The sequence below is a fragment of the Kitasatospora sp. NPDC059577 genome, from assembly GCF_042735475.1.
Lineage (GTDB): Bacteria > Actinomycetota > Actinomycetes > Streptomycetales > Streptomycetaceae > Kitasatospora.
This window is the reverse complement of the sequence record NZ_JBHWBZ010000020.1, coordinates 75038-89935: the sequence shown is the minus strand read 5'-3', so window position 1 is coordinate 89935 and position 14898 is coordinate 75038. Positions and strand designations below refer to the sequence as shown.

At 71.7% G+C, this 14898-nt stretch carries 13 protein-coding genes and 1 pseudogene; 7 read left to right on the top strand and 7 right to left on the bottom strand.

Translation table 11 applies throughout. The features are described from left to right. Positions 1 to 32 precede the first annotated feature (32 nt). The 4 genes and pseudogenes from ACFV0O_RS18265 to ACFV0O_RS18250 all read left to right on the top strand — a co-directional run bounded on the left by ACFV0O_RS18265 (position 33) and on the right by ACFV0O_RS18250 (position 3872). A complete protein-coding gene (locus ACFV0O_RS18265; RefSeq protein ID WP_380342600.1) occupies positions 33 to 1958 on the top strand; it encodes an OmpL47-type beta-barrel domain-containing protein in 1926 nt (641 codons plus the stop codon). Positions 1959 to 2108: 150 nt separating this feature from the next. Continuing rightward, positions 2109 to 2231 carry a hypothetical protein gene (locus ACFV0O_RS18260; RefSeq protein ID WP_380342597.1) on the top strand — a complete coding sequence of 41 codons (123 nt, stop codon included), beginning with the start codon at positions 2109 to 2111 and terminating at the stop codon, positions 2229 to 2231. 717 nt (positions 2232 to 2948) lie between these two features. Then, positions 2949 to 3080 (top strand): annotated as a pseudogene (locus ACFV0O_RS18255) (family 1 glycosylhydrolase); the annotation flags it as partial. Beyond that, complete coding sequence (locus ACFV0O_RS18250; RefSeq protein WP_380342594.1) at positions 3081 to 3872, top strand: multicopper oxidase family protein; 792 nt, start codon at positions 3081 to 3083, stop codon at positions 3870 to 3872. A gap of 106 nt (positions 3873 to 3978) precedes the next feature. Here ACFV0O_RS18250 and ACFV0O_RS18245 read toward each other — a convergent pair whose 3' ends face one another. The 7 genes from ACFV0O_RS18245 to ACFV0O_RS18215 form a co-directional block, all read right to left on the bottom strand. After that, positions 3979 to 4275, bottom strand: a complete 297-nt coding sequence (locus ACFV0O_RS18245; RefSeq protein ID WP_380342592.1) for a hypothetical protein — start codon at positions 4273 to 4275, stop codon at positions 3979 to 3981. A 113-nt stretch (positions 4276 to 4388) separates the two neighbouring features. After that, positions 4389 to 5642, bottom strand: a complete 1254-nt coding sequence (locus tag ACFV0O_RS18240) for a VWA domain-containing protein (protein ID WP_380342589.1) — start codon at positions 5640 to 5642, stop codon at positions 4389 to 4391. A 5-nt stretch (positions 5643 to 5647) separates the two neighbouring features. Further along, positions 5648 to 6583 (bottom strand): AAA family ATPase, encoded by a 936-nt coding sequence (locus tag ACFV0O_RS18235; protein ID WP_380342586.1) that lies wholly within the window; start codon positions 6581 to 6583, stop codon positions 5648 to 5650. Next, positions 6580 to 7527, bottom strand: a complete 948-nt coding sequence (locus tag ACFV0O_RS18230; RefSeq protein ID WP_380342584.1) for an XdhC family protein — start codon at positions 7525 to 7527, stop codon at positions 6580 to 6582. The genes ACFV0O_RS18235 and ACFV0O_RS18230 overlap by 4 nt, the downstream gene beginning before the upstream one ends. A 73-nt stretch (positions 7528 to 7600) precedes the next feature. Continuing rightward, positions 7601 to 9976, bottom strand: coding sequence for an aerobic carbon-monoxide dehydrogenase large subunit (locus ACFV0O_RS18225; protein WP_380342581.1), 2376 nt, complete (start codon positions 9974 to 9976; stop codon positions 7601 to 7603). Beyond that, entirely contained in the window at positions 9973 to 10476 is a 504-nt protein-coding gene (locus ACFV0O_RS18220) for a (2Fe-2S)-binding protein (protein ID WP_380342578.1), read from the bottom strand. Before ACFV0O_RS18220 ends, ACFV0O_RS18225 begins: the two co-directional genes overlap by 4 nt. Positions 10477 to 10498: 22 nt before the next feature. Further along, positions 10499 to 11380, bottom strand: a complete 882-nt coding sequence (locus ACFV0O_RS18215) for an FAD binding domain-containing protein (RefSeq protein WP_380342576.1) — start codon at positions 11378 to 11380, stop codon at positions 10499 to 10501. 173 nt (positions 11381 to 11553) lie between these two features. Here ACFV0O_RS18215 and ACFV0O_RS18210 point away from each other — a divergent pair, with 173 nt between their 5' ends. The 3 genes from ACFV0O_RS18210 to ACFV0O_RS18200 all read left to right on the top strand — a co-directional run bounded on the left by ACFV0O_RS18210 (position 11554) and on the right by ACFV0O_RS18200 (position 14559). After that, positions 11554 to 12561, top strand: coding sequence for a LysR family transcriptional regulator (locus ACFV0O_RS18210; RefSeq protein WP_380342574.1), 1008 nt, complete (start codon positions 11554 to 11556; stop codon positions 12559 to 12561). Positions 12562 to 12671: 110 nt separating this feature from the next. Next, the gene (locus tag ACFV0O_RS18205; protein ID WP_380342572.1) at positions 12672 to 13379 is read left to right on the top strand and encodes an SRPBCC family protein; all 708 of its coding nucleotides are present in this window, start codon (positions 12672 to 12674) and stop codon (positions 13377 to 13379) included. Beyond that, positions 13372 to 14559: an XdhC family protein gene (locus tag ACFV0O_RS18200; protein WP_380342569.1), complete on the top strand. Its 1188-nt coding sequence runs from the start codon at positions 13372 to 13374 to the stop codon at positions 14557 to 14559. The genes ACFV0O_RS18205 and ACFV0O_RS18200 overlap by 8 nt, the downstream gene beginning before the upstream one ends. Positions 14560 to 14898: the final 339 nt, after the last annotated feature.

Below are 14898 nucleotides of genomic sequence, written 5' to 3'. Positions count from 1 at the left end.
CGTTAGGGAGTGTTTTAAATCTCGCGCATAGCTTGCCCGTCATCACAGCAGATCGTACCCTCGGCGCCCCGGGCGGGCCGGGCGGCGCCGGGGCGCCCCGGCGACGCGGGCTCGCGGCGCTCTTCGTCCTGGTCCTGGCCCTGTTCACCGTCGCCGCGGCCGTCACTCCGGCCGCAGCCGCCCGCCGAGTGGGCGGCACCGTGTCGGTGCAGTTCGAGAACAAGAGCGACCGCGACCTGACCGGCTTCGCCATCAACGTGCCCGAGGGGTGTGTGATCCCCTTCGCGCCCGCGACGATCCAGGCCGGCACCACCGCCACCTGGACGGTGGGGCCGTGCAACTCCGCGTACGGCACGAAGGGCACGCTCGACTACACCGTCCAGGGAGAGAACGGCGCGACCACCCGGATCGGCTGGGACGTGCCCTTCACCGGGGCCAACGCCTACACCGAGTCCGCGCCCACCGGGTACGTGATCAGCCACACCGGCGGCACCGACCAGAACACCCCCGTTCGCTGGACCTTCGACTGCAACTCCAAGACCTGTGACGGCATCCCCGACGCCTGGAAGCTCAACGGCGTCACCCTCGACCCGGGCGACGGCAGCCCCGCCAAGTTCATCGACCTCAAGGCGATGGGCGCCGACGTCAACCGGCCGGACGTCTTCGTCCAGCTCGACTGGATGGCCAACACCGCCCACAGCCACGCGATCGACCCCGCCGCGATCAAGAAGGTCGTGGACGCCTTCAAGAACGCGCCGTACACCAAGCGGGGACAGACCGGCACCGGCATCAACCTGCACATCGACGCCGGGCCCAACAGCATCATGGACTTCGCCGCCAACACCACCTGGGGAACCCTCAGTCGGGCCAAGCAGCTCACCGAGACGACCAACCTCGGCACCAAGGTCAACGGCCTCTACCAGTGGGACGCGTTCACCGCGCTGAAGAACGCCACCGGCGGCTTCCGCAGCACCGCGCGGGGACCGATCTTCCACTACGCGATCTCCGCGCACAACCTGGAGAGCGGCTCCCGCTCCAGCGGGATCTCCGCCGGCACGCCCGGCAGCGACCTCATCGTCAGCCTGGGGAGCTTCACCAACAACGTCGGCACCGTCGACGAGCAGGCCGGCACCCTGATGCACGAGCTCGGCCACAACCTCGGCCTGCGGCACAGCGGCAACTCCGACGTTCCGAACCACGAGCCGCAGTACTTCAGCGTGATGAACTACAGCTACCAGTTCGGCCTGACCGTGGGGACGACCAAGGGCCTCCTCGACTACTCGCGGCAGAACCTGTCGCTGAACGAGGCCGCCCTGGACGAGCGGGTCTACCCGCCGACCAACCCGCTCTACGACGTCAGCCACTTCTGCCCCGGTGTCGACGGGACGGTCGGCAAGTTCGTCACCGTCCAGTCGAACAAGGCCGCCGTGGACTGGAACTGCGACGGCCGGATCTCCGAGACCACGGTCGGCGTCGACATCAACGGTGACGGCTTCCAGACCTCCCTTGCCGGGCACGACGACTGGAACGCCCTCGTGCTGCGCGGCGGCGCGGTAGGCCACTCCGGCGGCGAGGCGGCCGGCGTCCCGGCGCCCACCCTCGAGAACGAGGCGACCCCCGAGGACGAGGCGATGGACCTCCCGGTGGACGTCACCCCGCCGGTCACCACCGCCCGGACGGGCGTCCACCCGCACAGGGACGGCGGCGGCCACCAGGGCGAGGTGCGGGTCGTCCTCACCGCCACCGACGACCTCTCCGGCGTCGCCATGACCGAGTACAACCTCGACGGCACGGGCTGGCAGACCTACACCGGTCCGATCCCGGTGACCGGCGAGGGCAAGCACCGGCTGCTCTACCGCTCCGTCGACCACGCGCAGAACCAGGAGGCGGACAAGCTCCTCGTCCTGCGGTTCGACCGGAACTCCGAGTGGCACCAGGATCCGCCCGCCGAGCACTGAGCCGGCGAACCCACGACGCCCCGGGACGAGACCCCTCGGCCCGGGGCGTCGGTGTGCTGTCAGGGGCAAACCGGGATTCGTGCGGACCGGTCCGTCCGAGAGGATGGCTCCCTGGACCCCCAGCCTCCACGAAGCCGATATCAGCACTTTGTGCTGCGCACAGGCCTGCAGGATCCCGACCATGCCGAACTGGCCCAGGACATCATCAACCGCGCAGCCGCCCGCGGCCATCAACAGTTCCGCTCCCTGCTGGCCACCCCACCACCAGCCTGACAAGCACCACTACGCCCGTCATTGCGATGTCAGTCGCCACGCCGTAGTTCATTCTTGACCTACGGCGTGACGCGCGGCGTAGGCCGGGCTGCTCGTGTCCTCGCACGTCAGGGAGACGGGCCGGTCACCGATGCCAGCGGTTCGTCCAGCGCCACCACGCCTGACGTCCCCTGCGCCGGCGGTGCGGTCCGCGGCGGGTTGGTCGCGCGTCGCCTGCCGGGGCTTCCCTCGGCCTCGGGTACGGCTGGGCGGCGGTTCCGCCAGCCGCCCACCCCGCTGTCGGTCAGGCCGAGGACCTGCTCCAGGCTGTTGTCGGTGATCTTGCTCCAGTCGGTCGAGATACGGATGGTGAAAGGTCCGGGGCCGTCGTGGGACCCAACCGCCCGCAGCCAGCCGATGCCGCCAGCCGCCCTCGCCCCGTGCGGGTCGATGCCACTGGAGCCTGGAGATCCATCTGGTCGACGTGCACCGCGGCTACGGCTTTACGAGCGGTTGCTTGACCTAGCGTGACCCGAGGCCGGTCGCCCAATGGCACCGGGATTTGACCGCGTCCTTTGTGATCGAGACGGCCAGCTCGCGGTCCTCGACGTTGTTCCTTGCGGAGGGCACGCCGCCTGCACCGAGGTACCGTGAGCTTCCGTCGTCTCCAACTGCTCTAGTAGGCGCGAGGATTGAAGATGGAGAACGGGCTTCTGGGTAGAATGACAGCCTGTTCGATGGGCCGAGGGGTTCAATCAGAGGTTCGGCCTCGTGCATGTCGACTTCGAGACGCAGGTGCGCACGCCGAAGGCCTCATACACCTGGTACCGGGACCTGATTGCCGACCGCCGTGCCGACCATTCAAGGTAGTTGGTTGACCAAAAGGACGGCGTTCTCGGCGATGTCATCCTGGTCAACGGCGCACCCTGGCCCGTGCTGGAAACCCGGCCGGCCCGCTATCGCCTGCGCCTACTCAACGCGTCGAACGCTCGCCGGTACCGGCTGGCGCTCGACCCGCAGCCGCCCGGAGGCGGGGGTCTGGTGCAGATCGGGGGAGACGGCGGACTGCTTGGCCGGCCGCGGAGGCACGACGAGTTGGAGCTCGCTCCGGCCGAGCGATTCGACACCGTGGTCGACTTCTCCCGCTACCGGCCCGGCACCCGGGTCCGGTTGGTCAACCGCCTCGGCAGCGGTACCACCGCCGAGGTGATGCGGTTCGACGTCACCCCGGGGCCGGTCCCGGACGATTCCGCGGTGCCCGACCGGCTCGCCAGGGTCGAGCGGCTCGACCCGAAGGCCGCGGTGGCCACCCGGACGTTCGTGTTCCAGCAGAGCGCGGACGGCTGGACGATCAACGGTCTGCCCTACCTGCCAGGGCGCGCGCTGGCCCGGCCCGGGCTGGGTTCCACGGAGATCTGGCGGTTCGTCACGGACTTCCACCACCCGATCCACCTGCATCTGGACCACTTCCAGGTGCTGTCCCGCAACGGCGCCGGTCCCGGCCCGTACGATGCGGGCTGGAAGGACACCGTCGACCTGCGCCCGGCCGAGGGCCTTGAAGTCGCCGTCCGGTTCACCGATTACGCAGGAGCGTTCATGCTGCATTGCCACAACCTGGAGCACGAGGACATGGCAATGATGGGCGACTTCGTCACCGGGTGAACGCTGCTGCCACCGTGACGCAGGCGCCAGGGGGCTTGTGGGAGGGTTCCTCCTCCGTGGCTCGGCGGCGGCACACGCGGTCGCAGCCCTACGCGGATTCGGAGGGCTATCGGGTCACCATGGCGTGAACCGGGTAGATCCTCGGCTGCGGGTTCTGAACCCCCAGTTCGTTCAGGATCGGAACGATGACCTCTCCGAACTCCCGGAACGCCTCCTCCGACTCCCATACATCCACGACGAGCCAGCCGTCCGCAGTGGGCGCGGCGGTGTGCGAGACGAGTCCCGGCACCGGCCAGTCCTCCGGGCTCCTGACCGGTCCCGGACGGCCTGCGACCTTCTCCACGCTCTTGTCGTACTGAGCCTCGGTCATCCCCGACAGCTCGAAAACCGCCACGATCGCCATACCGCACTCCCTCGATACCGGCCGAACTCCGACAGGCCGAGTCGACCACCCCGGCAGCCCGCCCGCACACCGATCGAAGCGAACGGGTGGGTCCAGGGGCGTGTCGCGAGTGCCTACCGGGTTCGCCCGGTTCGCTCTGCCGCTGATGGCTCGCGGTCGGCGATGGCGTCGAAGACGTCCGCCATCGCCGCGAGGCTGTGCCCGCTCACGAAGGCGTCGCAGTGCGGGAGTGCTGCGGCGATCCCGGCGGTGAGCGGGGCGTAACCGGGCGAAGCCTTACGGGGGTTGGCCCAGACGATGCGATGGGCGAGTCGGCTGAGCCGGGCCGTCTCCCGGCCGACGGCTGACGGGTCCTCGCCCTCCCAGCCGTCGGAGAAGATCACAACCACCGCTCCCCGGGCCATGCCGCGCCGTCCGAAGCGGTCGTTGAACTCCGCGAGCGCCCGCCCGATCAGCGTGCCGCCGGACCAGTCGGGGGCGGCCCGGCTCGCCCGGCGCAGTGCGGCATCCGGAGCCGTGTGCCGCAGCACCGGCGTCAGACGGGTCAGGCGGGTGGCGAAGACGAAGATCTCTGCGGCCACCCCGGACCCCGCCCGTGCGCACAGCCGGGAGAAGAACCGCACGTAGACGCGGGTGTACGGCTCCATGGAGCTGGAGACGTCGCACAGCAGCACCAGCGGTCGGCGGCGCAGCCGGCCGTGCGACCGTGCCAGCCGGACGGTCTCCCCACCGGTTCGCAGGCTGTGCCGCAGGCTCCGGCGGAGGTCGATGTGGCGCCCCTGCGGGTCGGCCTCCCGACGGCGGGTGCGGCGCAGCGGGAGGCTGATCGCGAGGTTGTCCAACAGGCGGTCCAGCTGGGCCAGTTCGCCTGGTCCGAAGGTGCCGAAGTCCTGCTGCGCGAGTGCTTCGGCGGTACTGCCGGCCAACCGCTCCGCACCGGTGCGGGTGGGCCGGTCGCGCGCTTCGTCGTCGGCGTCCCGGTGGAGCGCTCCATTCGGCAGCGACGCGGCCACGGGGCGTGGCGGTGTCGGGAGGGCGGCCGGGGGTGCGCCGGGTCCGGGTTCGAGGCTCGGGAGCGGCGGGTTGTCGGGGGATCCCCTGTTGTCGGCGGGGTCCGCCTGTCCGCCGAAGAGTGCGGCGAAGACGCGGTTGAACGGCTCGATCTGTTCATGGGCCGTGACGAAGGCCAGCCGGGCCGCCCAGTACAGCGTCGGCCGGTCCACGGGCGGTAGTAGGTGCAGTACGTCGAGGAAGCGGCCCGAACGCTCGGGCGTGACCGGGACACCCGCCCGGTGCAGCGCGGCGCCGAAGCGGGCAGCGAAGGCGGGCCGGTCGAAGGGCGGGAGTCCGGCGGGCGGTGCGGCCATGGGGATCAGTTCTCGGGTCTGCCGACCAGCCAGGCGAGCCCGCGGTCGCGTACCAGGTCGACGTCCTCCCGGTACTTGAGGAGGACCCCGAGGGTCCGGTCGGCGGCGGCGTCGTCGAGCCGCTCCACGCCGAGCAGGGTGAGCGCGCCGACCCAGTCGATGCTCTCGGCGATCCCGGGCGGCTTCTGGACCTCCAGGGTCCGCATCCGGTGTACCGACGCTGCCACGTCGGCCGCGAGCGAGAGCGTGGTCCCGGGGACACGGCGGCGCACGATCTCGACGACCCGTTCGGTGTCGGGGTAGTCGATCCAGTGGTAGAGGCAACGCCTCTTGAGGGCGTCGTGCAGGTCGCGGGTGCGATTGGAGGTGAGTACGACGACTGGTGTGACGGTGGCACGCACGGTGCCCAGTTCCGGGATGGTGACACTGGCCTCGGCCAGCACCTCCAGGAGGAAGGCCTCGAAGTCGTCGTCGGCGCGGTCGATCTCGTCGATCAGTAGCACCGCGGGCATGGGGCCCGGGTGGGTCAGCGCGGCGAGTACCGGGCGGCGCAGCAGGAAGGCGTCGGTGAAGAGGTCGGCCTCGTCCAGTGCCACGCCCTGGCTCTCGGCGAGCCGGATGCTCAGCAACTGGCGCGGATAGTTCCACTCGTACAGCGCCTCGGCGGCGTCGAGTCCGTCGTAGCACTGCAGCCGGATCAGTGGGCTGCCGAGAACGTCGGCCAGGGCACGGGCGGCCTCGGTCTTGCCGACGCCGGGTTCGCCCTCCAGCAGCAACGGCTGGGGCAGGCGCAACGCGAGGTAGAGCGCGGTGGTCAGGCCCGGGTCGGCGAGGTAGCCGACGGAGTCCAGCGAGGCGTGCAGGGTCGTCGGGTCCGGTACGGCCCGCGCGACTGCCGCCCGGGCCGACTCGGTCGTCGCGGGTATGGCGGCCCCGGTCACAGCGCCTCCGCGGGCTGGGCGGTCTCGGCCTCGAAGCGGTCGCGGCAGCCTGTCGAGCAGAACCAGTGCCGGTGCCCACGGGCGTCCGAGTACGGGGTGTCGGCGACGACGGCGACGGTCATGCCGCAGACCGGGTCGAGCGCGGTCTGCGGTTCGGCGGGCGGCGGAGCCGGTTCGGCGGTCGCCTCCTCGGTGTGTTCGGTGTGTACCGACAGGGCGTGCCGCGAGGCCACCAGCTCGGCCAGGATCGATACGGCGATCTCGCCGGGCGTGCGGGCGCCGATCCACAGCCCGGCCGGCGTGTGGATCCGGTCCCGCTGCTCGGCGGTGAGGTCGAGGCCGCCGAGCACGGTGGCGCCGCGACGGCGGCTCGCGACCAGCGCGACGTACGGCACCCCGGCCCGCGCGGCACGGGTCAGCAGCCCCTCCTCCTGTCGTCCGTGGGAGGCGATCACCACGGCCGCCACGTCGGCGAGTTCCTCCGCGGTGACCTCCTCGGCGGCGGTCCGGATGTCGTACTCGAGCCCGGCACCGAGTGCGACCAGGCTCCGGCCGATGGGGGTGTCGCCGAGCACGAGCACCACCGGGTCGGGCCGCAGCGGCTCCAGGAAGATCTCCAACTCGCCGCCGGACAGGCACGGGTTGGCGACCAGCAGGGTGCCCGCCTCGCCTTCCTCCTGTGGCTCCGCGGGAGCGCCGGGCGAGATCCGCAGCAGCAGTGACTCGCCGGTGTGCAGCAGCCGCAGCGCCTGCAGGCGGACGGTCGCCTCGGCGCAGACCCCGCCGACGAAGCCCTCGATCCGGCCGTCCTCCAGGACCAGCGCGGTGTCTCCCGGCTGCGCGCTGGTCGGGTGCAGCGCACGCACCACGGTGGCCTTGACGAAGGGGATCTGACTGTGCATCAGTTCGGCCATTCGCTGCTCGAACGCAAGGCCGGCACTCATCTGGCCACCTCGTGGGGCTCGGCGGGCGCTTCGCGCACACGCACCTTGTGATCAGCGGCCGCGCTTCGCTCACTCACTGCGGCGCCTCCACGCCTCCGTGCATCGCCTGCCACACCCGTCCAGGGGTCAGCGGCATGTCCGCGTGCCGGACGCCGATGGCGTCCATGACCGCGTTGACGACCGCTGCGGGCGAGCCGACCGTCGCGGACTCGCCGACGCCCTTGGCTCCGATCGGATGGTGCGGGGACGGTGTGACGGTGTAGCCGAGCTCCCAGGCCGGCACTTCCAGTGCGGTCGGCACGAGGTAGTCCATGAAGGAGCCGGACAGGCAGTTGCCGTCCTCGTCGAAGCTGATGATCTCGCTCAGCGCCATGCCGACGCCGTCGGCGAGGCCGCCGTGCACCTGCCCTTCGATGATCATCGGGTTGATCCGGGTGCCGCAGTCGTCGACCGCGACGAAGCGGCGCACCTTCACCACGCCGGTGCCCGGGTCGACGTCCACGACGCACAGGTACGCGCCGTACGGGAAGGTGAGGTTGGGCGGGTTGTAGACCGTGGTGGCCTCCAGATGACCCTCCACGCCCTCGGGCAGTTCCAGCACGCCGTGCGCGGCGAGCGCGATCTCCTGGATCGTCTTCGCGGCCGTCGGGTCACCCCTGACGAACCAGCGGCCCTTCTCCCACTCCAGGTCTTCGGGGGAGACCTCCATCATGGCGCCGGCGATGATCCGTGCCTTGTCGCGGACCTTGCGGGCCACCACCGCCGCCGCGGCGCCCGAGACCGGAGTCGAGCGGCTGCCGTAGGTGCCGAGTCCGAACGGCGTCTGGTCGGTGTCGCCGTGCACCACCTCGATGTCCTCCGGCGGGATGCCGAGTTCCTCGGCGACGATCTGGGCGAACGTCGTCTCGTGCCCCTGGCCCTGGCTCTGGACGCTGAGCCGCACCACCGCCTTGCCGGTCGGGTGCACCCGCAGCTCGCAGCCGTCGGCCATCCCGAGGCCGAGGATGTCCATGTGCCTGCGGGGCCCGGCGCCGACCGTCTCGGTGAAGAACGACAGCCCGATGCCCATCAGCTCGCCGCGCGCCCGGCGCTCGGCCTGCTCGCGGCGCAGCGCGTCGTAGTCGGCGAGATCCAGCATTTTGCGCAGCGTGGCCGGGTAGTCGCCCGAATCGTACTCCCAGCCGGTCTTGCTCGGGTACGGGAACTGCTCGGGCCGGATCAGGTTCTTCATCCGCAACTCGGCCGGGTCGGAGTGCAGTTCGTCCGCCAGGCAGTCCACCAGCCGCTCGATCAGGAACGCCGCCTCGGTGACCCGGAACGAGCAGGCGTAGGCGACGCCGCCGGGCGCCTTGTTGGTGTAGACGCCGGTGACGGCGCAGTGGGCGGCCTCGATGTCGTACGAGCCGCTGAAGACGTGGAAGAAGCCGGCCGGGAACTTGCTGGGCTGGGCGGTCCCGTTGAACGCGCCGTGGTCGGCGATCACCGTGACCCGGACGGCGAGGATCCGGCCCTCGCGGGTCGCCGCGATCTCGCCGTTCATGTGGTAGTCGCGGGCGAAGCCGGTGCTCATCAGGTTCTCGGAGCGGTCCTCGACCCACTTGACCGGCTTCTTGGTGAGGATCGAGCCCACGACCGCGCACACGTAGCCGGGGTAGATGGGGACCTTGTTGCCGAAGCCGCCGCCGATGTCCGGGGAGATCACCCGGATCTTGTGCTCGGGCAGCCCGGCGACCATCGCGTACAGGGTGCGGTGGGCGTGCGGCGCCTGGGTGGTGGACCAGAGGGTGAGTTTGCCGTCGACCGGGTCCATGTCGGCCACGCAGCCGCAGGTCTCCAGCGGGGCCGGGTGCACGCGCGGGTAGAGCATGTTCTGGGCGACGACCACCTCGGCACGCGCGAACACCTCGTCGGTGGCCGCCTTGTCGCCCGCCTCCCAGTCGAAGATGCGGTTGTCCGTGCGGCCCTCCTGGTCGTCCCGGATCACCGGTGTGTCGGCGTCCAGCGCGTGCCGCGCGTCGACCACCGGGGGCAGCGGCTCGTACTCGACGTCGATCAGCTCGATGGCGTCGCGTGCCGCGTAGTGGTCGTCGGCGACGACGAACGCCACCTCCTGACCCTGGAAGCGCACCTTGTCGGTGGCCAGCACCGCCTGGGTGTCCATCGACAGGGTGGGCATCCAGGCCAGGCCCAGCCCCTCCAGGGTGGCACCGGTGATCACCGCCCGGACCTTGGGGTGCGACTCGGCCGCGGAAGTGTCGACGGACACGATCCGGGCGTGCGCCAGCGGGCTGCGCAGCACGGCGCCGTGCAGCATGCCGGGCAGCTGCACGTCGTCCACGTAGTGTCCCTTGCCGCGGACGAACCGCGGGTCCTCCTTGCGCTTCAGCCGCCCGTAGCCGATCGGGCGCTCCTCCGCGGGCGCCGACCCGGTCTCCTGAACGGCGGTCATGGCGTGCTCCCCGCGCTCGCATCGGCGGTGACGGTGGCCTCCGCCGGGTGGTGCGCGGCCCACCGGACCGCGCGGACGATGTTCAAGTAGCCGGTGCACCGGCACAGTTGGCCGGAGATGGCCTCGCGGATCTCCTGGTCGGTGGGGTCCGGATTGCGGTCCAGGAGCGCGCGGGCGGTCATCATCATGCCCGGTGTGCAGAATCCGCACTGCAACCCGTGCTGCTCGATGAACCCCTGCTGGACCGGGTCGAGGCCATCCGCGGTCTCCAGGCTCTCCACGGTGCGCACCCGGTGTCCGGCCGCCATGGCCGCCAGCATCGTGCAGCTCTTGACCGGCTCGCCGTCGAACAGCACGACGCAGGTACCGCAGTTACTGGTGTCGCAGCCCCAGTGGGTGCCGGTGAGGCCCAGGTCGTCGCGAAGGAAGCGGACCAGCAGGTGCCGGGCCTCCACTTCGGCCGTGCGGTCCTCGCCGTTCACGTTGATGGTGACCTGCATCGCGAGCGTCCTTTCCGTCCGTTCAGGCCGTGGTCGCGGCCCGCCGGGCCCGTTCGGCGGCCCGGCGAAGCGCGCGTTCGGTGAGCTCGCCGGCCAGGTGTCGCTTGTAGGCGGCGGTGCCGCGGGTATCGGTGACCGGATCGCAGTCCTCGGCGGCGATCCGGCCGGCCTCGGCGAACGCCTCCTCGGACGGCTCGCGGCCGACCAGGCTCTCCTCGGCGCGCCGGTAGCCGACGGCCGACACACCGACCGCCGCGAGCCCGACGCCGGCCGTTCCGATCCGCCCGTCCGCCAGCGAAAGGGCGGCGCCGGCTGCCGCGATGGCCCAGTCTCCGGTCTTGCGCTCCACCTTCTCGTAGGCACTGCCGGCGTTCGGCAGGATCGGCACGCGGATCTCGACCAGCATCTCGCCGAGCCCCACGTCCGTCTCGTACGGCCCTTGGTAGAAGTCCGCCATCGGTACCGAGCGCCGCCCGCCGTGGCCGAGCACCACCGCCACTGCCCGGATTGCCGCGCAGACCGCCGACAGGTCCTCCGCCGGGTCGGCCTGGCAGAGCGAGCCGCCGATGGTGCCCCGGTTGCGCACCGGTGGGTCGGCGATCACCCGTTCGGCGTCGTGGATGATCGGGAAGAGCCGGCCGACCAGCTCGGACTCCAGCAGGTCGCGGTGGCGGGTGAGCGCGCCGATGCACAGCTCCGCGCCCTCCTGCCGGACGTAGTCCAGTTCGTGCAGGTCGTTGATGTCGACCAGAAGCCCCGGACGGGCCAGGCGCAGCTTCATCATCGGCAGCAGACTGTGCCCGCCGGCGATGACCCTGGCCTCCTCACCGAACCGCTCCAGCAGGGCGAGTGCGTGGTCCACGCTCTCTGCTCGCCGGTACTCGAATGATGCGGGAACCTGCACGACCGCCTCCTGGTGCAGTGCCTCTGGTGATGGCGGGCCCGCGGTGAGGACCGGACACCGCACGACCGCACTGTCGCCCCGCCGGCCACCCGGGTCAACGCCGACTGAAGGGAATGGTTAAGAGCCGTCCACGGCTGACATACGGGGGTGGTCTGCTCACGCGGGAGGCGGCGATGACCCTCACACAGCTCAGGGCCTTCGTCGCGGTGGCCCGGCTCGGCTCGGTCAAGGCCGCGGCGATCTCCCTCGGGGTCAGCGAGCCCGCGGTCTCGGGCGCGGTCGCCGTGCTGCGCCGCGAGCTCGGCGACCGGCTCTTCGTCCGGGCGGCGGGCGGGATCACCCTGACGCCCGGCGGGCGGCGGCTGGCCGCAGGCGCGGCCGAGATCGTGGGCCTGGCCGAGGAGACCCGCCGGCAGGTCCGCCAGGCCGGCGCGGACTGCTCCTCTCTGCGGGTCGCCGCCACCGAGACGACCGCCGAGCAGATCATTCCGCCGCTGCTGGAGGCTTTCGTCCGGCGGCACCCGGGTGTGGAGACCACCATCCTCGCGGTGCCGTCCACCGCGCTCGGCGAGCTGCTGTTGGACCGGCGCGCGGATGTCGCGATCAGCCCGGTCGCCGCCGAGCCCGGAGCGGTCGCCGCACCGCCGAGGCCGGACACTCTCGAGCACATCCCGTTCCTACGCATCCAGCTCGTGGTGGTTGCCTCGCCGCGGTACGTCGGCGCCCGGCTGGACCACATCGGCGCCGCCCGACTGCACCTGCCGATCGACCGGCTGTCCCGGGAGCACTGGCTGCTCGGCCCGGGCGGGCTCGACCCCGGGACGCCCGGCGGCGCCTTCCTGACGCGGCACGGCGTCGGCGACGCCGGCGCGTCGGTCTTCCCCAGCGCCAGCGCAGCACTGGGCGCGGCCGTCGCCGGCGACGGGCTGTCGCTCGCCGCGCTCCACCTCGTCCGGGACGAGCTGCGCCACGGCACTCTCACGGTGGTCGCCGTCCCCGGTACCCCGGTCAACGGCGTGCTGCGAGCCGCCGCCCTGCACGGCGACCGGCGCTCACCGGCCGCGTCCGCGCTGTTCCGGTTCGTGACCACGCCCGCCGCCGTGCGGAGCCTGCTGGCACGGGCCGCCGGCGTACCGGTGGACCACTATCGGCCGACCGTCCGGGTGAGCCTGTGGAGCTGACCGGAGACGGCTCCGGCGGGAATCGCCGGGTGGCCGGTCGTCGTTGGAACGTACGTCGACGGCCGGAATCCCGGGGAACCGGGTAGATCCGGGCAAGGAGGCCCGTCCACATGGAGTTCACCAACGAGTTCCGCGTGAGTCTGCCGATGGAAGCGGCCTGGGAGCTCTTCACCGACGTCGAGCGGATTGCCCCGTGCATGCCGGGGGCGCAGCTCACCGAGGTCGACGGCGACCGGTTCCACGGCACGGTCAAGGTGCGGGTCGGCGCGGTGACCGTGCAGTACCGGGGCACTGCCGCGTTCGACGAGTTGGACGAGGCGAACCACACCGTGCGGCTCACCGCCTCCGGACGGGACACACACGGCCAGGGCAACGCCGACGCGCACATCACCGCACGGCTGGCCCCGGACGGCGACGCCACCCGGGTGACCGTCGAGACCCGGCTCAGCATCACCGGGAAGGTGGCCCAGTTCGGCAAGGGCGTCATGACGGACATCAGCCGCAAGCTGCTGGACCGGTTCACGGCCTGCCTGGAGGAGCGGCTGGCCGCCGAGCACGAGACCGGGGGCGAGGCTGCGCCGGCCACGCAGCCGGCGGCCGAACCCGCGGCTGCCGAACCCGCCGCCGGGCCGGCCGCACCCGTGAGGGAGCCGCAAGCCGCCCCGTCGGAGGGCGAGCCGCTGGACCTGCTCGCTGCGGCCCGCGGACCGGTGGCCAAGCGCTTGCTGCCGATCGTCCTCGCCGGGTTGATCCTGCTCGGGGTCGCGCGTCGGCTGCGCCGGGCCCGCCGACGTCCGCAAGGGGGATACCGTGCGTGACATCCTGGACGAGGTGTACCCGTGGTACCGCGCGGGCGAGAGCTTCGGGCTGGCCACCGTGGTCAGCACCTTCCGGAGCGCGCCCCGCCGGCCGGGTGCGGCGATGGCGGTGTCGGCCTCCGGCACCGTGGTCGGCAGCGTCTCGGGCGGCTGCGTCGAGGGCGCGGTGTACGAAGAGGCCGAGGAGGTCCGGATCTCGGGACGCCCGGTGCTGCGGTCGTACGGGGTGAGCGACAACGACGCTTTCGAGGTGGGGCTGACCTGCGGCGGCACGATCCAGATCTTCGTCGAACCCGTGTCCAGCCGAACCTTCCCCGAACTGCCGGACGTGGTGACGTCGTTGAGCGCAGGCGAGCCCGTCGCGGTGGCCACCGTGGTGACCGGCCCGGACGACGGCCCGGGCGCGCTCGGGAGCCGCCTGGTCGTCTGGCCGGACCGCGGTTCCGGCACCCTCGGCTCCGCCGTGCTGGACCGCACGGTGGGCCTCGACGTCCGCGGCCTGCTCGAACACGGCACGACAGCGCTGCGCCACTATGACGCCGTGGGCCGCTGCCTGGACGGTGAGGAGCTCACCGAGCTCGGCGAACTGTCCGTGTTCGTAGGGTCGTTCGTCCCACCGCCGCGCATGCTGGTATTCGGTGCGATCGACTTCGGCGCCGCGGTCGCCGAGTTGGGGTCCTTCCTCGGCTACCGCGTCACGGTGTGCGACGCACGGGCAGTATTCGCCACCGCCTCCCGCTTCCCGCACGCGGACGAGGTCGTGGTGCGATGGCCGCACGAGTACCTGGCCGAGGAAGCCGCGGAGGGCCGGATCGACGGCCGTACGGTGGTGGCCGTCCTCACCCATGACCACAAGTTCGACGTGCCGCTGCTGGTCACCGCGCTGCGGTTGCCGCAACTGGCGTACATCGGCGCGCTCGGCTCGCGCCGAACCCATCGCGATCGGCTGGCCCGTCTGCGCGAAGCCGGCCTGGAAGAAGGGGAGTTGGCTCGGATGTCGGCCCCCGCCGGGCTCGACCTCGGTGCCCGCACGCCGCAGGAGACGGCGGTTTCCGTCGCCGCCGAGATCATCGCCGCCCGCTGGGGCGGCACCGGTCGGTCGCTCACCCGGACCGACGGCCCGATCCACACCGCCACCGCGGCCGACGAGCAGCCGCCGTCCCCGGCTGAGGCCGACTGAGGCGGATGAGAGGGATCGGCGTCGCCGGTGCCGGGGTTTCGGCGGCCCTTGCGGCCGCCGGGAGCACGCTGTTGTGTGCCGCGGTCTGGTCGCTCCTCGCGCTCACCCACCCCGGGGTGGGGGGTGTCAGCGAACACTACTTCGACAACGGCGTCCGGGTGGCGGTCGGCCTGACGTTCACGCCCGCCGGACTGTTCCTGGTGGTGAACCGCAACGGCCAGGCTCTGGGGGATCAGCGGGGCGGGGGGGGCCCCCCCCCCCCCCCCCCGGCGCGCGGCGCGGCGCCCGCCCCCCCCCCCCCGCGGGGCGGGGGGGCGGGGGGGGGGGCGCGGGGGGGGC

Bases quoted from the DNA above. Each gene is read 5' to 3' on its own strand.
- ACFV0O_RS18220 (WP_380342578.1), bottom strand. From the start codon at position 10,476: ATGCAGGTCACCATCAACGTGAACGGCGAGGACCGCACGGCCGAAGTG.
- ACFV0O_RS18225 (WP_380342581.1), bottom strand. From the start codon at position 9,976: ATGACCGCCGTTCAGGAGACCGGGTCGGCGCCCGCGGAGGAGCGCCCG.
- ACFV0O_RS18205 (WP_380342572.1), top strand. From the start codon at position 12,672: ATGGAGTTCACCAACGAGTTCCGCGTGAGTCTGCCGATGGAAGCGGCC.
- ACFV0O_RS18245 (WP_380342592.1), bottom strand. From the start codon at position 4,275: ATGGCGATCGTGGCGGTTTTCGAGCTGTCGGGGATGACCGAGGCTCAG.
- ACFV0O_RS18230 (WP_380342584.1), bottom strand. From the start codon at position 7,527: ATGAGTGCCGGCCTTGCGTTCGAGCAGCGAATGGCCGAACTGATGCAC.
- ACFV0O_RS18240 (WP_380342589.1), bottom strand. From the start codon at position 5,642: ATGGCCGCACCGCCCGCCGGACTCCCGCCCTTCGACCGGCCCGCCTTC.
- ACFV0O_RS18210 (WP_380342574.1), top strand. From the start codon at position 11,554: ATGACCCTCACACAGCTCAGGGCCTTCGTCGCGGTGGCCCGGCTCGGC.